At 70.2% G+C, this 20,099-nt stretch carries 19 protein-coding genes and 1 tRNA gene; 11 read left to right on the top strand and 9 right to left on the bottom strand.

Features of this window, described 5'->3' with window-relative positions:
• Positions 1-117 precede the first annotated feature (117 nt).
• Entirely contained in the window at positions 118-375 is a 258-nt protein-coding gene (locus C6C15_RS09945) for a hypothetical protein (RefSeq protein ID WP_231919629.1), read from the top strand.
• 59 nt (positions 376-434) lie between these two features.
• Here C6C15_RS09945 and C6C15_RS17080 read toward each other — a convergent pair whose 3' ends face one another.
• The 4 genes from C6C15_RS17080 to C6C15_RS09930 form a co-directional block, all read right to left on the bottom strand.
• Positions 435-608, bottom strand: coding sequence for a hypothetical protein (locus C6C15_RS17080; RefSeq protein WP_158698540.1), 174 nt, complete (start codon positions 606-608; stop codon positions 435-437).
• Between the two features lie 99 nt (positions 609-707).
• Positions 708-1,913, bottom strand: a complete 1,206-nt coding sequence (locus C6C15_RS09940; protein ID WP_105949978.1) for a DUF3500 domain-containing protein — start codon at positions 1,911-1,913, stop codon at positions 708-710.
• A 140-nt stretch (positions 1,914-2,053) separates the two neighbouring features.
• On the bottom strand, positions 2,054-3,319 hold the full coding sequence (locus tag C6C15_RS09935) for a hypothetical protein (RefSeq protein ID WP_105949977.1): 1,266 nt from the start codon (positions 3,317-3,319) through the stop codon (positions 2,054-2,056).
• A 172-nt stretch (positions 3,320-3,491) separates the two neighbouring features.
• Positions 3,492-3,564, bottom strand: a tRNA-Ala gene (locus tag C6C15_RS09930).
• A gap of 135 nt (positions 3,565-3,699) precedes the next feature.
• On the opposite strand from C6C15_RS09930, the gene C6C15_RS09925 reads away from it, so the two are divergent.
• Genes C6C15_RS09925 through C6C15_RS09905 form a run of 5 tightly spaced genes read left to right on the top strand, consistent with a single transcriptional unit; the run spans position 3,700 to position 8,018 of the window.
• Positions 3,700-4,767 (top strand): flavin-containing monooxygenase, encoded by a 1,068-nt coding sequence (locus C6C15_RS09925; RefSeq protein WP_105949976.1) that lies wholly within the window; start codon positions 3,700-3,702, stop codon positions 4,765-4,767.
• A 42-nt stretch (positions 4,768-4,809) separates the two neighbouring features.
• A complete protein-coding gene (locus C6C15_RS09920) occupies positions 4,810-5,601 on the top strand; it encodes a hypothetical protein (RefSeq protein ID WP_105949975.1) in 792 nt (263 codons plus the stop codon).
• A complete protein-coding gene (locus C6C15_RS09915; RefSeq protein WP_105949974.1) occupies positions 5,598-6,125 on the top strand; it encodes a DUF3592 domain-containing protein in 528 nt (175 codons plus the stop codon). Before C6C15_RS09920 ends, C6C15_RS09915 begins: the two co-directional genes overlap by 4 nt.
• Positions 6,126-6,153: 28 nt before the next feature.
• Complete coding sequence (locus C6C15_RS09910; RefSeq protein ID WP_105949973.1) at positions 6,154-6,810, top strand: SDR family oxidoreductase; 657 nt, start codon at positions 6,154-6,156, stop codon at positions 6,808-6,810.
• Positions 6,811-6,836: 26 nt separating this feature from the next.
• Positions 6,837-8,018 carry a glycoside hydrolase family 3 N-terminal domain-containing protein gene (locus C6C15_RS09905; protein WP_234024119.1) on the top strand — a complete coding sequence of 394 codons (1,182 nt, stop codon included), beginning with the start codon at positions 6,837-6,839 and terminating at the stop codon, positions 8,016-8,018.
• 3 nt (positions 8,019-8,021) lie between these two features.
• Here C6C15_RS09905 and C6C15_RS09900 read toward each other — a convergent pair whose 3' ends face one another.
• Genes C6C15_RS09900 through C6C15_RS09890 form a run of 3 tightly spaced genes read right to left on the bottom strand, consistent with a single transcriptional unit; the run spans position 8,022 to position 10,588 of the window.
• Positions 8,022-8,885: a 3-methyladenine DNA glycosylase gene (locus C6C15_RS09900; protein ID WP_105949972.1), complete on the bottom strand. Its 864-nt coding sequence runs from the start codon at positions 8,883-8,885 to the stop codon at positions 8,022-8,024.
• A gap of 1 nt (position 8,886) precedes the next feature.
• Positions 8,887-9,912, bottom strand: a complete 1,026-nt coding sequence (locus C6C15_RS09895) for an App1 family protein (protein ID WP_060921451.1) — start codon at positions 9,910-9,912, stop codon at positions 8,887-8,889.
• Positions 9,913-9,916: 4 nt separating this feature from the next.
• The gene (locus C6C15_RS09890; protein WP_025104953.1) at positions 9,917-10,588 is read right to left on the bottom strand and encodes a DedA family protein; all 672 of its coding nucleotides are present in this window, start codon (positions 10,586-10,588) and stop codon (positions 9,917-9,919) included.
• Positions 10,589-10,629: 41 nt separating this feature from the next.
• Between C6C15_RS09890 and C6C15_RS09885 the strand changes: the two genes are divergently transcribed.
• From C6C15_RS09885 to C6C15_RS09875, 3 genes are all read left to right on the top strand, one after another.
• On the top strand, positions 10,630-11,952 hold the full coding sequence (locus tag C6C15_RS09885) for an anthranilate synthase component I family protein (RefSeq protein ID WP_105949971.1): 1,323 nt from the start codon (positions 10,630-10,632) through the stop codon (positions 11,950-11,952).
• A gap of 46 nt (positions 11,953-11,998) precedes the next feature.
• Positions 11,999-14,563: a leucine--tRNA ligase gene (gene leuS, locus C6C15_RS09880; RefSeq protein ID WP_105949970.1), complete on the top strand. Its 2,565-nt coding sequence runs from the start codon at positions 11,999-12,001 to the stop codon at positions 14,561-14,563.
• A gap of 169 nt (positions 14,564-14,732) precedes the next feature.
• Positions 14,733-15,332: a helix-hairpin-helix domain-containing protein gene (locus C6C15_RS09875; protein ID WP_105949969.1), complete on the top strand. Its 600-nt coding sequence runs from the start codon at positions 14,733-14,735 to the stop codon at positions 15,330-15,332.
• A gap of 7 nt (positions 15,333-15,339) precedes the next feature.
• Here the strand turns inward: C6C15_RS09875 and C6C15_RS09870 are convergent, their stop codons facing one another.
• Positions 15,340-16,089: a DUF2510 domain-containing protein gene (locus tag C6C15_RS09870; protein ID WP_105949968.1), complete on the bottom strand. Its 750-nt coding sequence runs from the start codon at positions 16,087-16,089 to the stop codon at positions 15,340-15,342.
• A gap of 262 nt (positions 16,090-16,351) precedes the next feature.
• Between C6C15_RS09870 and C6C15_RS09865 the strand changes: the two genes are divergently transcribed.
• Positions 16,352-18,697 carry a ComEC/Rec2 family competence protein gene (locus tag C6C15_RS09865; RefSeq protein ID WP_234024118.1) on the top strand — a complete coding sequence of 782 codons (2,346 nt, stop codon included), beginning with the start codon at positions 16,352-16,354 and terminating at the stop codon, positions 18,695-18,697.
• Between the two features lie 34 nt (positions 18,698-18,731).
• Complete coding sequence (gene holA, locus C6C15_RS09860) at positions 18,732-19,769, top strand: DNA polymerase III subunit delta (RefSeq protein ID WP_071329524.1); 1,038 nt, start codon at positions 18,732-18,734, stop codon at positions 19,767-19,769.
• 67 nt (positions 19,770-19,836) lie between these two features.
• Here holA and rpsT read toward each other — a convergent pair whose 3' ends face one another.
• On the bottom strand, positions 19,837-20,097 hold the full coding sequence (gene rpsT / locus C6C15_RS09855; protein ID WP_060921459.1) for a 30S ribosomal protein S20: 261 nt from the start codon (positions 20,095-20,097) through the stop codon (positions 19,837-19,839).
• Positions 20,098-20,099 lie beyond the last annotated feature (2 nt).

The raw sequence follows: 20,099 nt of genomic DNA, 5'->3' as shown, positions 1-20,099 counted from the left end.
CCTGCACCTCAGCGAGAGGGTGTCAAGGCCCTTCCCTTCCCCCGCGGGGTATCAGAGGCTCGTCATCAGAGAGTCCTGGAGGGCCGACTGATGTCAGAAGTTCCTGATCCCCGTTTCGTGCTTCACCGCATCACGCCGTCGGAGTGGGTGATCAACGACCTGCGCTATCCCCAGAACGACCCGCGGCATGTCGTCGCCTGCGTCTATGAGCTCGCCGATACCGAGGTCGAGGTCACGTGGCTGCGCGACCTTCCGCTGGCGATCCGCTACGGCACGGCGTTCGAGGTGTTGGAGGAGGTCGAGCGGATGCAGGGTGCCAGCCGGGCCACGCGACCCATCGCGATCCCCTCTCGCCCGCCGCTGCTGGCCACCTGAGCTGCGAGAACGCACCAAGGGCACCCCGCCGTGAGGGGTGCCCTTTCGTGCTTTACCGGTCAGTCGTCGTCGCCGACGACAGCGGCGCGGTCGGCCTCCGCGCTGTCGATCTGAGCGTCGTCGGCGTCCTCGTCGAGAACCTCTTCGCCGTCGACCTCGCGCGTCGGGACGTCCTCCGCGTCGCCATCGGCGATCGGCGGGAGAGGCGGGATCGGGGGAGTCGTGTTGGACATGTCGTCTCCTTTCGTCGGATGCCTTTCTACGCGGGGCCGCCGACGCAGACGAGGCGGTTGACGCATGGCAGCACGGGGGGCTACGGGCCTGCTCCGCGGTCAGGAAGCGGGAGGTGTGCTCCCACCACCCGGGCCACCGCTCATGCCGGACGCGGCCTGCTGGGTGACGCTGTTCGCGTAGTCGTTCGTCGGGTCGCGGTAGATGGTGTGCACGTGACCCCAGCCCGACGTCGTCACGCCCTCGACGTCGGCGCCCGCGGAGCCCTGCTGCGCCTGGAACGCGACGTAGACCTTCGGCCCGGAGATGGAGAAGTCGATGCCGTCTCCGGTGCTCATGTCGTACGTCGTCGCCCCGGACCAGGCGATCACGGTGTCATCCAGTGTCTGCTCGATCTCGGCCAGCGTGGAGGCCGTGGTCTCCTCGTCGCTCATCCCGGCCCAGTTCGCGATGAGCTGGAGAAGCAGGTCCCGCTGCTCGTCGGAGAGGTCGGCTCCGGACAGGCCCGCGCCGGTGGCGAAATCGCAGGTGTCGCCCGGTGCGCACATGCTCACATCGCCGGAGGTCAGGGTGGCCTGCTGGTCGGCGGTGAGGCTGTCGAAGAACGCGAAGGCGTCCGTGTAGATGCCATCGAACGGCTGCACCTCCTCGCCGTCCTCGTTCGTGTAGACGGCGGGCTGGACGCCGAGGTGCGTGGGCGCGAAGGTGATCGCGTCGGTGCTGCCGTCGAGCGTGGCGTTGATCCCGAGGTGGTGCCCGCCGAACTGCACCTCGAAGGCGCCGTCGGTCGCTGTCGGATCGCCGAAGAAGGCGATGTAGTACTGCCCGAGGGACTCCTCGGTGCTGCTGCTGTTCTCGGCGAGGTACTCGTCGCCGCCCATGATCCCGGTCACGGTGGCGTAGGCCTCGTCGCTGAGGAGAGCCTCCAGCACGGCGAGCGCCGCGGTCCGCTGCTCCTCGGTCAGGTCGGTGAGGTTCAGACCGGCCCGCTGCACGAAGGTCACCGGGAAGTTCGACCACGACGTCGTCTTCGTCTCGTCGTCGAAGTCGTAGAGAACGGTCTCCTTCTGTTCGTCGGTCAGCGTCGCGAGGAAGGCCGCGGCAGCGGCGGACGTGTCGGCGATCGTCCCCGCGGTCGTTCCGGCTTCCGTCGACGCGGCGGCGGAAGCCGAGGCGGACGACGAAGCAGAGGTCGTCGGTTCGGCGGTCGTGGCGGCCGCGCAGCCGCTCAAGACGAGGCCGCCCGCGAGGACGAGGCCGGAGAGCCAGGCGAGGCGTTTCTGTGCGGGAGAGGATGTCGTGTTCATGGCATCAGGCTAGGAACGCGACCGGTGGTGATCCTTTGTGCCGTCGATGTGATTCCTATGAGCCCTGGGCCATCCGTGTTGTCTCTGATGTCTCCCACGCAGCGGGGGCGGTGATCGGGGGACTCGATGGTCAGGAGTCGTCATCGAGAACAGGCTCTGTCGCCTGTCGGGGGCCCTCGAGTGAACCGGCCGGCCCGCATTGTCTCAGGCATTCGCGCAGCAACAGGCGTCCCCTCCCGTCGAGGCCTGTTGTCGCGCGAAAGCCTGAGGGGGCTAGGGAGGTAGCGGTCCACAATCGTGCGGAGCTGTGCCTCGTCGGGTGCCGTGCTGACGCCGGTCACGCGCTGCAGCGTCGCGAAAGGAGTCGACGCCGACCCGGTGGGAGCGGGCTCGAGCTGCGTCTTCCAGTCCGGGGCGATGTGGTCGAGAAGCAGCCCGAGCTGGGCACCCGTGAAGTACGAATAGTCGCGTTCCAGGACAGCCTGCTGATCCGGATCCTCGATCAGTGCTTCGAGACCGTCGGTGAAGGTGTTCTGAACGGGAGTGAGGCCTCGTGCTCTGTCGAAAGCCCGCTCGACGTAGGTCGCCGTCCCCTCGATGGCCTCCAGCTCGATCTCCAACTCCAGAGTCGGCCACGTCGTATAGCGGGCCATGCGCACAGCGGCGAGGTCGGACGCGAGGGCGGCCAGCACCTGCGGATCGGTCTCGGTCTCGACCCGGTCGAAGATCCGCGCCTCCACGCGCAGCAACTCGTATTGCGCCGCCGTATGCGGGTAGTCCGGAATCGTGCCGCCGGCCTCCCACGGCCAGGCGCCGGGCGCCTCGGGATCGATCCCCTGTTTCGTGACGTGGAAGTTCTCGTGCAGGGAGAAGCGCGCGAAACCCTGCGACGTCGTGGTCTCGGTGTCGAGCATCGCCTGGTTGTACTTGAACGCGAGGACGTCGTCGCCATCCACCTCGATCACACCGAAGTTCGAGGGGGCGTACAGCATCCCATCCCCGACACCGAACGTCCGGCTGATGCGGACGTCATCGAGGTGAGTGGCCCCGGGAACGTCGATCTTCGTCATGCCGGAGGTGTCCGTGACGCCGCTCATGTTGACGAGGATCGCGTGCGACCAGAAGGAGCTCTTCTCCCCGACCGTGCGCAGCAGCACCAGCGGTTGCTCCTCATACCGGTAGACGTCCGTCCAGATCTCCGCCGGATGTGCCGCCGTGACGTCGTACTCCTCCGACAACTGGGTGAGCATCTCCCGGTCGGTGGCGTCGAGGCCCTCGTAGTCCGACGGGGTGGGGGCGAAGAGACGCCACGCGACCACCCCGCCGATCCCGAGCGCGACGACGGCGAGAATCCCGAGGATCACGGGGGCGAAGCGGCGACGGCGTCGAGCGACGGAAGCATGCATATGTAACACGCTACTGAAGCGACTGTTTCGTTTTCGTATGCTTCGTGTCAGGCGATCGCGCGGCATCAGGCAGGGAGGGCGGAGATTGCCTGATGCGGCGCGAGGGCCTGACATCGCGAGATGCCACTGGCTCCAGAAACACGAAAACCCCCGGCGAACCGAGGGTTTTTCGTGGACCTGAGGGGACTCGAACCCCTGACCCCCTGCATGCCATGCAGGTGCGCTACCAGCTGCGCCACAGGCCCAGACGCTGCTTCGGAGTGCTCCGGGCAACGTGAAAACACTACTACACGAATCCGCATCTGCACCAATCGGCGCGGGCCGCCCGGGCGCGTCGAGGCGCGAGGAACATCCGGAGGAGCGACGGCGTTCGATCCATCGTGAGCACTCTCGACAGCATCGTGATCGGCGCCGGCCAGGCCGGGCTGTCCGCGTCGTTCCACCTGCGTCGCCGCGGGATCGAGCACGTCGTGCTGGACGCCGATGCGCGGGCCGGGGGAGCCTGGCAGCACCGGTGGGACGCCCTCACGATGCGCGACGTGCACGGGGTCGCCGAGCTCCCGGGAGACAGTGCGCCGCCGCGGGACGAGCGCCGGGCGAACATCGCGGTGCCGGAGTACTTCGCCGCGTACGAGAAGGCCCATGATCTTCCGGTGCTGCGGCCGGTGCACGTCCGCCGGGTCCATGACGACGAGGGCGTCCTGGTCGTCGAGGCCGACGAGGGGGAGTGGCGCACCCGCACTCTCGTCAACGCGACGGGCACCTGGACGCAACCCTTCCTCCCGCATTATCCGGGGATGGAGACGTTCCTCGGGGAGCAGTTCCACACCGTCGACTACCCCGGCCCGGAGCACTTCCTCGGCAAGCGGGTGCTGGTCGTGGGCGGCGGTGCATCCGCCGTGCAGTTCCTCGGTGCCCTCGCTCCTCTCACCGAGACGCTGTGGGTCACCCGACGCCCGCCCGTCTGGCGGGACGACGACTTCACGCCGGAGGCCGGTGCCGCCGCGGTCGCGCTCGTCGAGAAGCGCGTGGCGGCCGGATTGCCCCCGGAGAGCGTGGTCAGCGTCACGGGGCTCATGCTCCGACCGCAAGAGAGGGAAGCGGAGCGTCTCGGAGCGTACGCCGACCGTCGACCGCTCTTCCAGCGCATCGAGCCCGACGGCGTGCGCTGGTCCGACGGAGCGTTCGAGCGCGTCGACGTGATCCTGTGGGCGACGGGGTTCCGGCCGGCCATCGGCCACCTCGCCCCGCTCCACCTGCGCAGTGCCGCGGGCGGGATCCAGCTCGACCGCGGCGGCCGCGGCACGACGGCCGTCGCGGATCCCCGGGTGCAGCTCGTCGGCTACGGCCCGTCCGCGAGCACCATCGGCGCGAACAGAGCGGGGCGAGCGGCTGCGACCGGCGTCGTCCGCGCGCTCGCGAAGGAGGGCGCCGCGGTCTCCTCGTGACCGTTTCGTCGTCCGGCGCCTCCTGTGGATACGCTGGGAGGCATGCTGCGCATCATCCTGACCGTCGTCTGGCTGCTGCTCTCCGCGTGGCTCGTGGTGTGGGTGGGGGAAGGCCTGTTCGGTGTGAACCAGCGCGAGTCGATCCTCCCCTTCGCGAGCGATGACGGCCTGGGCGGACCGATCGTGATCGGCGTCGCCTGGGGCTTGCTGCTCACCTTCGGCGGATCGATGTCGGGTCTGGCGCGGCGCAAGAAGGTCCGCGGGCCGGCGCAGATCGGCGTCGGCACCGTCGTCGAGATGTCGCGCACCGGCGTGACCGTGAACGACGTGCCCCAGTACGACCTCTTCATCCGGGTCAGCCCCAGCGTCGGCGACGACTTCATCGGACAGCTGCGCATGCTGCTCGACGCCGGTGACGTCGGAGCGCTGCAGGTGGGGCAGCCCGTCCCCGTCCGCTACAACGTGGACGACCCCGACACCGTCGAGCTCGCTGACCTCAGCGACCCGAGCGTCCGAGAGGCGATGCTGCAGTGGCGCATCGACCGCGGCCTCATCGACCCGTCCCAGGTCCGCGCTCGTACGACGGGGACCCAGGTGCCCGCGTCCGTCGTCGAGGTGCGTCCGACCGGACGGCGCCGCGAGGGGCAGAGCGAGCTCGCGCTGAAGGTGCTCGTGGCCCCCGAAGGAGCAGAGCCGTGGGAGGCCGACACCACCGTGTTCGTCTACCCGCAGGCCGTATCGCGCCTGCAGGTGGGGGCACCGATCTGGGCGTTCTACCGGCGTGAGGATCCGCACACGGTCGCCGTCACCATCGAGAAGGAGCCGGCACGATGAACCCCCTCGACACGCTGATGTGGCTGGTGAACTTCCCGGCCGCGCACGGATACGCGATGGTCTTCATCGCGGCGTTCTCGATCCTCGGGCTGTTCGCGGTGTCCGCGCGGGGAACGACCGGAGGCGGCTCGCTGCGGGCTGTCCGCGAGCGGGAAGGGCTTGTTCCGGCGGGCACGCGATCCCGCGGCAGCATCGGCGGCTCCGTGGTCCGCGTGTTCTTCCGCGTCCTGGCCTTCGTGATGCTCGGCTCCCTCATCATCGGCATCCTGAGCCTGACCGGTGTCCCGGTGACCCGCGCGTACATCTTCGAGAACGGTCGTCCCACCACCGGCACGGTGGACGGGGACTGGGTGACGTTCACGGCCGCGGACGGCACCGAATACACGCTGGAGAGCGACTTCTTCACTCCGGCCGTGTACCCGGACCGTGACGCGTGGCTCCCGAGTGGGGCACCGGTGGTCGTCCGATACCTGCCCTCGCATCCGCAGGCCTTCGTCATCGACAGTTCGCAGATCCCGGACTGACGTCGGCGAGGGCGCGTAGGGTGAAGACATGTCGCGCATCCTCGTCTTCGGCGGCCACGGCCGCATCGCCCTGCTGCTCGCCCCGCTCCTCGTGGCCCGCGGTCACGAGGTCACGGGGGTGATCCGGAACCCCGATCACGTGTCCGAGGTGGAGGAGAGCGGCGCGATCGCTCTCGTCGCCGACATCGAGACCATGGACGTCGACGCCCTCACCGAGATCATCCGCGGGCACGACGCGGTGGTGTGGTCGGCCGGTGCCGGGGGCGGGAGCCCCGAGCGCACCTACGCCGTCGACCGGGACGCGGCGGAGCGGACCATGGACGCGGCGGAGCGCGCGGGTGTGCGACGCTACGTCATGGTGTCGTGGATCGGCTCCACGGCCGATCACGGCGTGCCGGAGGACGACTCCTTCTTCCCGTACGCCGATGCGAAGTGGGCCGCAGACGAGCACCTCCGCGCTTCCGGCCTCGACGGGACCATCCTCGGCCCTGGCACGCTGACCTTCGACGACCCGACCGGACGCATCCGCATCGACCCGGAAGGGCGCGGCGAGGTCTCCCGCGCCGACGTCGCGGCGGTCATCGTCGCGACCCTGGAGGATCCGGGCACGATCGGGCGCACCATCCGCTTCGGCAACGGCGACGAGGAGACCTCGGTGCCGATCGCCGTGGCGCTCGCGCGCTGAGAGCGATGAACCGGGGCTGGTCACGGGTGCGGCGAGGCGTAGGCGCCGCGCTCGTCCTGCTCGCCCTCACGGGAGGTGCCTGGGTGTCGGCGGCTGCACAGTCCAGCCCGGAGCCGGCTGCCGAGGCGGTGTCGGTGCACGCTGCAGAACCTGACGCGATCCGGGAGCAGGCCGCCGCCCTCGTCGCGGACATGAGCACGGCGGATCAGGCGTCATCCATCGTGATGGGACACATCGGCGGGACCGATCCGGCGGCGCTACGCGACTACATGAAGTCGGGGCTCGGAGGCTTCATCCTCATGGGTGGGAACATCCCGGCGACGGAGGAAGAACTCCGCGCACTGACGGCCGCGCTGACGATCGACCCGGCCCTCCCGCCGCTGATCGCCGTGGACCAGGAGGGCGGCATCGTCTCGCGACTGCCCTGGGACGCCTTCCCAGCGTCGACGACCCTGAAGAGCCGTCCGGTCGCCGAGACCTCGGCGGCCTTCGCGGCCCGCGGCGCGCTCGTCGCCCGCGCCGGGATCACCGTCGACTTCGGCACCGTCGCCGACGTCCCGGCGGACCGCGGCTCGTTCATCTTCGGGCGTGCCCTCGGCACCGATCCGGAGAGTGCCGCCGACCGCACCGCGGCGGCGACCGCGGCCCAGGAGCACTTCGTCGCGTCCACGCTCAAGCACTTCCCCGGGCACGGAGCGGCACCGGGAGACTCCCATCACGCGATCCCGAGCACCGGCATGACGAAGGCCGCGTGGCGTGAAGCGGACGGCGTCCCGTTCGCCGCCGGCATCGAAGCCGGCGCCTCGTTGCTCATGTACGGCCATCTCGCGTACACCGCCGTGGACTCCCGTCCGGCGTCGCTCTCCGCGGAGTGGCATCGCATCGCGCGGGAGGAGCTCGGCTTCGAGGGTGTGGCCGTGACGGACGACCTCGGCATGCTGCTGTCCTCGGGGGATCCGGCATACGCCGACCCCGTCGCGAACGGCGTCGCCGCGGTCGCGGCCGGCAACGACCTCGTGCTCACGATCGCGGGGTCCACGGCGCAGACCGCGACCGAGATGGCCGCGGGGATCGCCGCCGCCGTCGACGCCGGGACGCTCCCCGCCGAGCGTCTGGAGGACGCGGCGACCCGTGTGCTCACCCTGCGTCTGGAGCTTGCCGCAGCGTCGTCGTCGTGGGCCGTCTGTGGGGACTGCACTGCCCGCTGACGCTCAGGCTGCGGCGCGCTCGTCCGGGCCGAGCCAGGCGGTGAGGAGGGAGGCGCGGAGGGCGGCGCCGCGGTCTGCGAAACCACGCTGGCGCCGGACGTACTCGGCCTTGCCCTCCGGCGTCTCGATGCGTACCGGTTCGACGTCCCACGCCGACAGGTCGTACGGGGCGGCCTGCATGTCGAGCAGCCGGATGTCGCGCGCCAGCTCGAACGCGTCCAGCAGCAGCTCTCCGGGAACGAGCGGACCGAGCTTCATCGCCCACTTGTACAGGTCCATGCCGGCGTGCAGGCAGCCGGGCTGTTCGAGGAGGGGCTGATCCTCTCTCGTCAACGTCGCCCGGTTGCGAGGCACCGCCTCCGGAGTGAAGAACCGGAAGGCGTCGAAGTGCGTGCAGCGGAGATCGTGATCCTCGACCACCGCGTCCGTGCCCTCCTGCCCGAGCCGCAGGGGGACGGCATGCCGATGCTCTGCGGCGCGATAGACCATCGCCCACTCGTGCAGGCCGAAGCAGCCGAACTGCCCGGGACGGGAGCCGGTACGGCGCAGCATCAGCGAGACGAGGCGAGCGAGCTCCGGCTTCTCGGCGGCGAAGCGCTGGGCGTCGGGGATCGCGCCGCCAGGTGACATCCCGGGGGAGTACCAGCGCCATGTCACTCGCTCGGACGCGTCCGCCAGCTCCACACCCGCTCCGGGGTGCCAGCGGCGCAGCTGCGCGGGCTTATAGCCGTAGTAGGTGAAGAGGAAGTCCCACACCGGGTGCTTCTCGCCGCGCGCCACACGGTCTCGGTGCGAGGCGGTCAGCCCGTCGGCCCGCTCCCGATGCGCGTCCTCGCGCCGGAGCCACTCGTCACGGGTGAGGATCATGTCAGTGCAGGATGCCGGCATCGCCGAGCTGGTCGCGGAGGCCGGCGCCGTCCTCTGCACTCACCCAAGGAGCCTCGTCAGCGTCATGCGATTCCATCTCGGCGCGACCGCCGGCGAGCACCGCCTCCGCGGGCAGCAGCCGTCGGATCGCGACACCCGCGACGGAATCCGGGTACTCCTCCTGGAACTGCGTGTAGATGGCCTCGTCGTGCTGGCCGTCGTCGCCGATCAGCAGCCATTTGACGTCCGGGAACTCGGTCGCCAGCCGACGGAGGTTCGTGAGCTTGTGCTCGCGGCCGCTGCGGAACCAGCGATCGTGCGTAGGACCCCAGTCGGTCAGCAGCAGCGAGCCTGCGGGGAAGAGGTGCCGACCGAGGAACCGTGACAGGGTGGGCGCGACGTTCCAGGCGCCGGTGGAGAGATAGATCATGGGGGCACCGGGGTGCTGCCGGAGAAGCTGATCGAGCAGAACCGCCATCCCCGGCACAGGAATGCGTGCGTGCTCGTCGACGACGAACGAGTTCCAGAAGGCGATGAAGGGGCGGGGGAGCGCGGTGACCATGACGGTGTCGTCGACGTCCGAGACGACGCCGAACCGGGTGGTCTCCGCGACGATGAAGGCCCGGGCCTCGATGGGCTCCTGCCCCTCGACAGTGATCGTGAAGGTCTGCCAGCCGGGCTCGAGATCGGCGCGGATGACGGTGTCGATGACCCCGCCGCGGTCGGCGACCACCCGATGCGTGCTGTCGCCGACATGCACGTCGACGGAGGCGAAGCCGACAGGGATGCCGACGAAGCTGCGCCAGCCGCGGATGCTCGCCGGTTCCCCGTCGCGACCGCGGCGCTGCGGCGGGACGATGAGCACACGACCGAGCACACGGACCCATCCGGGGCCGCCATAGCCCGGGAAGGGCAGCACGGTGGCGTTCCGGCCGCGGCGGCGCGCTCGTCCCTCGCGCCACACGTGCAGGCGGTGCTCGAGACGGGCGAACCAGTGGATCCTGGGCGCCGGGGGTGCGGGGGCCATTGCCTCAGTCTTTCACGTCGGCGTCGGACTCCGCCGCCGGGGCCTCCAGATGACGCGCCTCCAGGCGGTGCAGCAGCCGCTTGCCCAGGTAGGCGAGCACGAGGAACAGGGCGATGACCCCGACGAACAGGTAGCCCGCGAAGTGCACGCGGTCGACGAGCTCACGGAAGCTCCCGGCCGCCAGCGAGGTCACGCTCACGTACGCCGAGGCCCAGATGATGCAGGCCGGGGTCGTCCAGGCCAGGAAGCGCCGGTAGGGGTACTCGCTCATCCCCACTGTGAGAGGGACGAGGGAGTGGAGGACCGGGAGGAAGCGGGAGAGGAAGATGGCGATGCCGCCGCGGCGTGCAAGGTAGTTCTCCGCGCGGACCCAGTTGTGCTCCCCGATCCGCCGCCCGAGCCAGGAAGCACGGATGTAGGGGCCGAGCCAGCGGCCGAGCCAGAAGCCGATGCTCTCTCCGATGAGGGCGCCGACGACGACGGCCACACCCATCGCGATGCCCTCCAGGGGAGTAGCGACGCCCATCGAGGCGATGATGACGATCGTGTCGCCCGGGACGATGAGGCCGATGAGGATGCTCGTCTCCAGCATGACGGCGAGACCCGCGACCAGAGTGCGCGTGACCGGATCGATCGACTGCACGGTGTCGAGGAGCCAGAGCAGGAGGTCGTCCACCCCATGAGGATACGGGAGCGGCCCGGTCCTAGGCTGGAAAGGTGCCCGACCGCCTGACCCCCCGACCGCTGCCGTCCTGGGTGGCTCCGGAGCGTGTTTTCGCGGTGATCGCGCAGCAGCTGGCGGATGTGTTCTGGCTCGATGCGGGCGCTGACGCCGCCGAGGGATGGAGCTTCCTCGGCACCGGGGTCGCCGAACAGCTCCCGGAGGACGTGCGCCTGGATGCCGGGCCCGTCGAGGCGGGGATGCCGCCGTTCCGCGGGGGATGGGTGGGCTGGCGCGACTACGAGAGCGGAGCCGTCCGCGCGGGGGCTCCGGTCGCCACCGACCCGGAGCCGGAAGCCCGGACGTGGCTGCGCGTGACCATGGCCGTGGCGTTCGATCATGCCGCGCACCGCCTGTGGCTGCTGTCCCCGGAGGGGGAGTCGCGTGAGGGGGAGCGCTGGCTGCAGTCCCTTCTGAGCGACGCCGGCCCCGAAGCGCTGACGCCGCGGGTGGTGGAGGATCGTCACGCCGCCGAGGCCCGCCACACCCCTGCCGCATACGAGCAGCTCATCGACCGCTGCCGCGACCTCATCCACGCGGGCATCGCGTACCAGCTCTGCCTCACGACGCGGTTCACCGTGCCAGGGACCCATGACCCCGTCGCCGTGTACGAGCGGCTGCGGGCGGCGACTCCCGCCCACCATGGCGGATTCCTGCGCATCGGGGGACGTGCGCTCCTCAGTGCCAGCCCCGAGCAGTTCCTCCACGCCGCCGGTGGCGTCATCCGCACCCGTCCCATCAAGGGGACCCGCCCTCGAGGCGCCGACGCCGTGACCGATGCCGCGCTCGCCGCAGAGCTCGCCGCGGATCCGAAGGAGCGGGCCGAGAACGTGATGATCGTCGACCTCATGCGCAACGACCTCTCCCGGGTGTGCGTGCCGGGGTCGATCCGGGTCGAGGGGCTCTGGGAGGTCGAGAGCTATCCCGCCGTGCATCAGCTGGTCAGCACCGTCAGCGGCACGGCCGCGGAGGGGACCACGGTCGGGGCGCTGCTGGAGGCCGCATTCCCCGCCGGAAGCATGACCGGAGCGCCGAAGCTGTCGGCGATGACGCAGCTGCACGAGCTCGAAGGCGGCCCGCGCGACATCTATGCCGGCTGCTTCGGCTATATCGGCGTGGACGGTGCGCTCGACCTCGCGATGGTGATCCGCAGCATCGTCGTGGACGAGGAGGCTGCGTTCGTCGGCGCCGGTGGCGGGATCACGTGGGGATCGGTGCCCGCGGCCGAAGTGCGTGAGGTCGCCACGAAGGCCCGCGCCCCTCTCGCGGCGCTCGGCGCGGAAATGCCCGCCACCTGGCGTTCCGATATCCTGAACTGATCCCGTTTTTCCCTTCAGATTGGTCGTGCGTTCGTTGTCCGAGAACATGTCCACCGCTCCCGTCGACGAGGAGTTCTCCTCGCCGCACGCCATCCAGGCCAAGTGGCAGAAGTACTGGGCGGAGCACGAGACGTTCCTCACGGGCGGAGACGACGACACCCGGCCGCGGCGCTATGTGCTGGCCATGTTCCCTTACCCCTCTGGCGACCTGCACATGGGGCACGCGGAGAACTACCTGTACTCCGACATCGTCGCCCGCTTCTGGCGTCACCGGGGCCACAACGTCCTGAACCCGATCGGGTGGGACTCCTTCGGGCTGCCGGCGGAGAACGCCGCGATCCGCCAGGGTGCTGACCCGCGCGAGTGGACGTACCAGAACATCGCGCAGCAGAAGGTGGGCTTCCAGCAGTACGGCGTCTCCTTCGACTGGAGCCGGGTGCTGCACACGTCCGACCCCGAGTACTACCGCTGGAACCAGTGGCTGTTCCTGAAGATGTACGAGCGCGGCCTGGCGTACCGGAAGAAGAGCCCGGTCAACTGGTGCCCGAACGACCAGACCGTTCTGGCCAACGAGCAGGTCGTCGATGGGCGCTGCGAGCGCTGCGGCTACGAGGTCGTCAAGAAGAAGCTCACCCAGTGGTACTTCCGCATCACCGACTATGCGGACCGCCTGCTCGACGACCTGAACCAGCTCGAGGGGTTCTGGCCGCACAAGGTGCTGCAGATGCAGCGCAACTGGATCGGCCGTTCCGTCGGCGCCGACGTCGACTTCCGCATCGAGGGGCGCGAGGAGCCGGTGACGGTGTTCTCGACCCGACCGGACACCCTGCACGGCGCGACGTTCTTCGTCGTGGCGCCCGACGGCGACCTGGCCGCCGAGCTCGCCGCCGACGCCGAGCCCGAGGTGCGTGAGCGCTTCCAGGCCTACCTGGCCGAGGTGCAGAAGACGACGGACATCGATCGGCAGTCCACCGACCGTCCCAAGACAGGCGTGTTCCTGGGCCGCTACGCGATCAACCCGGTCAACGGCGAGAAGCTCCCGATCTGGGCTGCCGACTACGTGCTGGCCGACTACGGGCACGGCGCGGTCATGGCGGTCCCGGCGCACGACCAGCGCGACCTGGACTTCGCACGCGCGTTCGACCTGCCGGTCAAGGTCGTCGTCGACACCACCGCTCCGGTCACCGGTGCCATGCCGGTCATCGAGGTGGACGAGGACGGCGTCCCGATCGACGCCGATGCCGCGCTCGACGAGCAGAACCCGGCGAAGACCGGCGTCGCGCTCACCGGCGAGGGGCGCATGATCAACTCCGGTCCGCTGAACGGACTGTCCAAGCGCAACGCGATCGCCCGCGCCATCGAGCAGCTGGAGGCCACGGGGACGGGGCGGGCGGCGAAGAACTACCGCCTGCGTGACTGGCTGATCTCGCGTCAGCGGTTCTGGGGGACCCCGATCCCCATGCTGCACGCCGAGGACGGCCGGATCATCCCTGTGCCCGAGGACCGGCTGCCGGTGAAGCTGCCGAGCGTCGAGGGCCTGGACCTCAAGCCGAAGGGGACCTCGCCGCTGGGCGGCGCGGAGAGCTGGGTGCGCACGACCGACCCGGAGACGGGCGACCCGGTACTCCGCGATCCCGACACGATGGACACCTTCGTCGACAGCTCCTGGTACTTCCTCCGGTTCCTGTCGCCGAACAGCGACACGCAGGCGTTCGACCCGGCCCAGGCGGCGCGCTGGGCCCCGGTGGACTCGTACATCGGCGGTGTCGAGCACGCGATCCTGCACCTGCTGTACGCCCGCTTCATCACCAAGGTCCTCTTCGACATGGGGCTGATCGACTTCACCGAGCCGTTCTCCAACCTGATCAACCAGGGCATGGTGCTGCTGGACGGCCAGAAGATGTCGAAGAGCAAGGGCAACCTGGTGCTGTTCCAGGAGGAGCTCGACGCCCACGGTGCCGATGCGCTCCGCGTCGGTCTGGCCTTCGCCGGTCCGGTGGAGGATGACAAGGACTGGGCGGACGTGTCGACCACCGGTGCGCAGAAGTTCCTCGCGCGCGCCCTGCGGATCGCGCATGAGGTCGCCAGCCCGGTCGACGTGGTCTTCGACGGCGGCGACGCGGCGCTGCGCCGTGCGACGCACAAGCTGCTCGCCGAGGCGCCCGCTCTGGTCGAGCAGACGAAGTTCAACGTGCTCGTCGCCCGTCTGATGGAGCTGGTCAACGTGACCCGCAAGACGATCGACGGTGCTGCCGGTGCTGCCGACCCCGCCGTCCGTGAGGCGGCGGAGACCATCGCCGTCATGCTCGACCTCATCGCCCCGCACACCGCGGAGGAGATGTGGGAGATCCTGGGGCACGAGCCGTCCGTCGGACTCGTGTCGTGGCGCTCCGCCGATCCGGCGCTCCTTGTCGAGGACACCGTCACTGCGGTCGTGCAGATCGGCGGCAAGGTGCGCGCGCAGCTCGAGGTGCCGGCACGCATCGGCGAGGCCGAGCTCGAGGCGCTGGCGCGAGCCGACGAGCGGGTCATCCGCTCGATCGGCGATCGCGAGGTCGTCAAGGTCGTCGTGCGGGCCCCGAAGATCGTCAGCATCGTCGTCAAGGGCTGAGTCCCCGGCGTGCTCCGCGGTTTCGCCGACCCCGGCGCGAAGCGGTGATCCCCGGACCGGGTTGCGACCGAGAACGGCCGTCCTCCACGACGAGTCCCTTCTGAGCGTCTCTCCACGGTCGCTGTGTCCGGCTCCGGGAGGCGGTGGGCGCGGAGCTTAGGGTGTCCGGATGACCTCGTCCCCGCCTCCACCTCCTCCGCCCCGTCGGGGGCTCCGCCTCGGGCTCGGCGCGGCGGTCGTGCTGACGATCGTCGCGCTCTCCACCGCCGTCGGCCTCGGCCTGGTGCAGGGGCAACCGTCGTCCGTCGAGGCCGTTCCGTTCGCGGAGAGCTCGGCGTCGGTCGAGTCCGCGCCCGCGGAGATCTACGTGCACGTGCTCGGCGCGGTCGAGCACCCGGGCCTGTATGTCCTGCGCACCGACTCCCGGGTCGTCGATGCCCTCGCGGCCGCCGGCGGGTCGACGGATGCCGCCGACCTCGTGGGTGTCAACCTCGCCCGACGGGTCGAGGACGGGGAGCAGATCCTGGTCCCGGTCGTGGGTGCCGTCGCCGATCCGTCGGCGCCGCCATCCGGAGACGGGACCATCGATCTGAACACCGCGGATCAGGCGGCTCTGGAGGAGCTCCCGGGAATCGGACCGGCGCTGGCCGAGCGTATCGTCGCGTGGCGCGAGGAGAACGGTCGGTTCCGCACGGTGGACGATCTCCTGGCGGTGCCCGGGATCGGGGAGAAGGTCTTGGAGGGGCTGCGCGACGGGGTGCGCGTGTGACAGTCGCTTACCCCTGGGGATCGCAGGTCAGCGTGGCATCCGTGATCACCTGGGTCGCCAGCTCCCGCTCGGACTCGAGCGGATCGCGTCCGTCGACCAGGAGCTGGACGCTCTCATCGGACAACGCGGAGTCGTAGACGTACTGCCCGACGCAGGGGTAGAAGTCCGGCACGTCGTCATAGGTGGTCAGGCCGTTCGACCGGTTGATCTCCTCCGCGGACGCGCCGATCTCCTCAGGTGTCGGACGGCTCTCACTGGCGCTGCTCGGCGCGTCCGATGGCTGGGCGCTGGCTGGGGGCGCGCTTTCGGCGGGCAACGAGTCGTTCAGCGCCGACGAGGCCAGCACGAGCGACACGATGAGCACGATGACCCCGATCACGGCGCCGACGACCGACACGACCATGCCGACGATCGACGGCCACTTCGCGGCATTCTTCGTGAACAACCCGATCAGCGACACGACGAACCCGGCGAACAGGATCACCGCGCCGACCACGAACAACACCGGGATGAAGGCGAGAACGGCGCCGAGGACGGCCAGGCCCAGCCCGATGAACCCGAGGACCGGCGTCGGCCGAGAAGCAGCGTCAGGGACCTGTTGCGCAGGGGCGGCCGACCCGTATGTCGGCGCCTCGGGATGAGGCGGCGAGGGATTCGTCGGAGCCGAAGGGGGAGCGTAGGCGTCGGTCCACCGTGCTCCGTCCCACCACCGCTGGCGCCCGGAACCATCGTCGTACCACCCAGCCGGGACACTCATGCGCTCTCCTCCTCGTCGCGGCAGCGTCCGCCGCGCGCGAGTACCCAGGCTACTCAATCGCTTCCGACGAGGTCGTCACCGCGTCCGACGCCGGCGGTCTCCTCCATCAGAGAAGTGCTCCTCCACACCCTGACCTCCAGGGTCGTTGTCCTCTGCTCGTGCGGCGGTGGTCGCGGCGGGCGGAGCGGGCACCGGCGCGACTCTAGGGTGATCCGATGCATGAGAGGCAGCGTTCGTCCCTGGGGTCCGAGGAGGGATCGGCGTGACGCGCGATCTGCGCCTGCTGCCGGTGGCGGTCGGTGCCTGGGGTGTGGCCCTGGTCTGCGTGTTCGTGCCGGGAGCGGCGGCGTGGGTGGCGGGTGGATGCCTGGCGGCCGCGGGGATCATCGGCGCCGCTCTGGCGATCCGGCGCCGCGCAGTCGCGACGATCGGGGGACTGGTCATCGTGGTTCTCGCGACGGCGGCGGCCGTGGCGTTCACCGTGTTCGCACAGTCCGCGGGCCGTGACGCCGTGCACGCGTGGGGAGGCAGAGCCGTCGAAGCGGTCGGTGAAGTCTCGTCCTCGGCGTCCGTGGGACGCGATGGGCGTCTGTGGATGGACGTGCAGCTGAGCGGCATCGGTGCGCCCGGGGCCGTGGCGCCGGCGGCCGGTCCGGTGCGCATCGGCATCGACGAAGGGGAGGGGTTCGTCCTCGGTGCGCAGGTGCGGGTGACCGGAGAGAGTGCGGAAACGGATGCGGGGGAGCGGGCGGCCCTCGTCGTCTTCGTCGCCGCGGGAACGGTGGAACGGTCCGCACCGGGCGTCTTCGGATTCGCTGCAGACCTCCGCCGGTCGTTCGTCGAGCGCGCGACGCGGCTCCCGGAACCCGGCGCCGGGCTCCTTCCGGGGTTGGCGGTGGGCGACACGACCGCTGTGCCTGCCGCCGTCGACGCCGACATGCGTACGAGCGGCCTCAGCCACCTCACCGCCGTGTCCGGGGCGAACTGCGCGATCGTGGTCGCCGCGGTGTTCGCGATCGCGGCGCTGAGCGGCGGGACGCGAGCGCTGCGGGTCGTGCTCGCCGCCCTCGCCCTGGCGGCCTTCGTCGTACTCGTGACACCGGAGCCGAGCGTCATCCGGGCCGCCACGATGGCCGCGGCGGGCATGCTGTCGATCCTCGTCGGGCGGCCGAGCGCAGGCGCCGGAATCCTGGCCCTGTGTGTGGCCGTACTCCTCGTCGCCGATCCCTGGCTGGCGTCGACCCCGGGATTCGCGCTGTCCGCCGTGGCCTCCGGGGCCCTCATCCTGCTCGCCCCGGCGCTGGCGAACGGGATCGGGCGCTGGCTGCCCGGTCCGCTCGCCCTGGCGATCGCCGTGCCTCTGGCGGCGCAGCTCGCGTGCGCGCCCGTGATCGCGTTGTTCGCGGAACAGCAATCGCTCGTCTCGGTCGTCGCGAACCTCCTCGCCGAGCCGGCTGCGCCGATCGCCACGGTGATCGGGCTGCTCGCCTGTCTCGCTGCGCCTCTCCCACCCGTCGCGGATCTGCTCGCCGCGTGCGCCTGGCTGCCGTCGGCGTGGATCGCGACCGTCGCGCATGTCACTTCCGGGCTCCCCGGCGCTCAGGTGCTCCTCCCCGCGGGTCTCGGGAGCGCTGCCCTGGTCGCGCTGGTGAGCGTCGCGATCGCCATCGTGTGCTGCCGCGGAAGACCGCGCCCGGACGTCGTGACGGTGCGCTCTCGTCCGCGGGGGACATCGACGTCCGGCGGCGTCCTCACCATCGTCCGATGCGTGGCGGCCGGCGTTCTCATCGTCGTGGCGTCCGTCGGCACCTCCCGCGCGTTGGTCGACGGTCCGCTCGCTCCGCTCGTGACGCCGCACGGGTGGGCGATCGCCGCGTGCGACGTGGGCCAGGGCGACGCGATCCTGGTGCGTTCGCAGGACGCGATCGCCCTCATCGACACAGGTCCGGACCCGGCGGCGCTCGACGCATGCCTCCGCTCGCTGAGCGTCGATCGCATCGACCTGCTCGTGCTCACGCACTTCGACACGGACCACGTCGGGGGTGCGGCTGTGCTCGAAGGGCGAGTGGACACCGTGCTGCACGGACCGCCCGCCGATGACGCCGATGCGCGCGTGCTCGACGACCTGGCGCGGGCGGGCGCTGCCCTCCGGGCAGCCGGCGCCGGAGACCGGAGCGCTCTCGGCGAAGCGTCATGGCGAGTGCTCTGGCCGCGGAAGGGCAGCGTCGCCTTCCCGTCGGGCAACGATGCGAGCGTCGTCACCGAGTTCGCCGGGGGAGGCGTGCCCCGTGCCCTGTTCCTCGGCGATCTCTCCGCGGTCCCGCAACGCGCGCTGTTCCGCGGTACGCCGTTGACACGATACGACGTGGTGAAGGTCGCCCATCACGGGAGCGCTGACCAGGAGCCCGCCCTCTACGAGGCTCTGCAGCCGAGCGTGGCGCTCATCACGGTCGGCGCGGGAAACGACTACGGGCACCCGCGTCGGGAGACCCTGGAGATGCTGTCGGCTCTCGGCGCGCACGTCTACCGCACCGACCACGACGGCCGCACCCTGCTCGGCATCGAGGACCATGCCCTCCGCGTCTGGACCGACGTCGCGCCGCCCTGAGGCGGGTGTCCGACGCCGCCGGTAGGCTGGTCCCATGGCAGCTTCCCGTCCTCCCTCCCGCGGCGGCGCGAAGGCCACGAAGATCCCGCAGGTGTCGTGGCGGGAGCCTCATCCCGCGCCGTTGGTGCTCGTATCCGGGCCGGAAGAAGTCTGCGCCGAGCGCGCGATCGCCGGGGTGCGCGACTACCTCCGTGCCGAGGATCCGGCGCTCGAGGTCAGCGACGTGCGTGCCGACGACTACGCTCCCGGCACGCTGCTCTCCCTGACCTCGCCGTCGCTGTTCGGAGAGCCGCGACTGGTCCGCGTGTCCGGCGTGGAGAAGTGCTCCGACGCGTTCCTCCAAGAGGCCATCGGGTATCTGGAGAACCCGCAGGAGGGCGCGACCGTCGTTCTGCGGCATACCGGAGCCAGTGTCCGCGGGAAGAAGCTCCTCGACGCCCTCCGCGCGGGGACCGGCGGTGGGATCGAGATCGCCTGCCCCGCCATCAAGCGCGACGGCGACCGGGTCGACTTCGCGGCGGGGGAGTTCAAGGCGGCCAAGAAGCGCATCGCTCCGCCGGCACTCCGAGCGCTCGTCTCGGCATTCGCCGACGACCTCACCGAGCTCGCCGCTGCATGTCAGCAGCTCATCGGCGATGTCGACGGTGACATCACCGAAGAGGTCGTCACCAAGTACTACGGCGGCCGGGTCGAGGTGTCGGCGTTCGTCGTCGCCGACACCGCCATCGCCGGTCGCTACGGGGAGGCTCTCGTGGCGCTCCGCCATGCCCTGTCCTCCGGTGCGGACCCGGTGCCGATGGTCGCCGCGTTCGCGATGAAGCTGCGCACCATGGCGCGCGTCGCCGGCAATCGTGAACCCAGCAGGCAGCTCGCCCAGCGCCTCGGGATGAAGGACTGGCAGGTGGACCGCGCGCGGCGAGACCTGGCGGGCTGGAACGAGCGCTCCCTGGGAATGGCGATCCAGGCGACCGCGCGCGCCGACGCCGAGGTCAAGGGTGCGGCGCGCGACCCGATCTTCGCGCTCGAGCGCATGGTGACGGTCATCGCCACCCGTGAACCGTTCGGGGGCTAGGGCTCTCGCCTCCCGGAAAGCAGAAAGCCCGCCTCATGAGGAGACGGGCTTTCCGGAAGTCAGAAGCTCAGAGAGCCGCGACCTGCTTGGCGATCGCCGACTTGCGGTTCGATGCCTGGTTCTTGTGCAGCACACCCTTGCTGACGGCCTTGTCGAGCTTGACCGAGGCCTTCTTCAGGCTCTTCTCTGCTGCGGCCTTGTCGCCGGCGGCGACGGCCGCGCGGGTCTGGCGGACGAGCGTCTTCAGCTCGCTCTTCACGGCCTTGTTGCGCGCGTGAGCCTTCTCGTTGGTCTTGTTGCGCTTGATCTGCGACTTGATGTTTGCCACGT

It is taken from the genome of Microbacterium sp. str. 'China', assembly GCF_002993305.1.
In the GTDB taxonomy this organism is placed as follows: Bacteria; Actinomycetota; Actinomycetes; order Actinomycetales; family Microbacteriaceae; genus Microbacterium; species Microbacterium paraoxydans.
Note: the sequence above shows the minus strand (reverse complement) of the source record. Positions and strands in the feature narration are given on the sequence as shown.

Bases quoted from the DNA above. Each gene is read 5' to 3' on its own strand.
- C6C15_RS17080 (WP_158698540.1), bottom strand. From the start codon at position 608: ATGTCCAACACGACTCCCCCGATCCCGCCTCTCCCGCCGATCGCCGAT.
- C6C15_RS09940 (WP_105949978.1), bottom strand. From the start codon at position 1,913: ATGAACACGACATCCTCTCCCGCACAGAAACGCCTCGCCTGGCTCTCC.
- C6C15_RS09935 (WP_105949977.1), bottom strand. From the start codon at position 3,319: ATGCATGCTTCCGTCGCTCGACGCCGTCGCCGCTTCGCCCCCGTGATC.
- C6C15_RS09920 (WP_105949975.1), top strand. From the start codon at position 4,810: ATGCTGCGCATCATCCTGACCGTCGTCTGGCTGCTGCTCTCCGCGTGG.
- C6C15_RS09915 (WP_105949974.1), top strand. From the start codon at position 5,598: ATGAACCCCCTCGACACGCTGATGTGGCTGGTGAACTTCCCGGCCGCG.
- C6C15_RS09910 (WP_105949973.1), top strand. From the start codon at position 6,154: ATGTCGCGCATCCTCGTCTTCGGCGGCCACGGCCGCATCGCCCTGCTG.
- C6C15_RS09900 (WP_105949972.1), bottom strand. From the start codon at position 8,885: ATGATCCTCACCCGTGACGAGTGGCTCCGGCGCGAGGACGCGCATCGG.
- C6C15_RS09895 (WP_060921451.1), bottom strand. From the start codon at position 9,912: ATGGCCCCCGCACCCCCGGCGCCCAGGATCCACTGGTTCGCCCGTCTC.
- leuS (WP_105949970.1), top strand. From the start codon at position 11,999: ATGTCCACCGCTCCCGTCGACGAGGAGTTCTCCTCGCCGCACGCCATC.
- C6C15_RS09875 (WP_105949969.1), top strand. From the start codon at position 14,733: ATGACCTCGTCCCCGCCTCCACCTCCTCCGCCCCGTCGGGGGCTCCGC.
- C6C15_RS09870 (WP_105949968.1), bottom strand. From the start codon at position 16,089: ATGAGTGTCCCGGCTGGGTGGTACGACGATGGTTCCGGGCGCCAGCGG.
- holA (WP_071329524.1), top strand. From the start codon at position 18,732: ATGGCAGCTTCCCGTCCTCCCTCCCGCGGCGGCGCGAAGGCCACGAAG.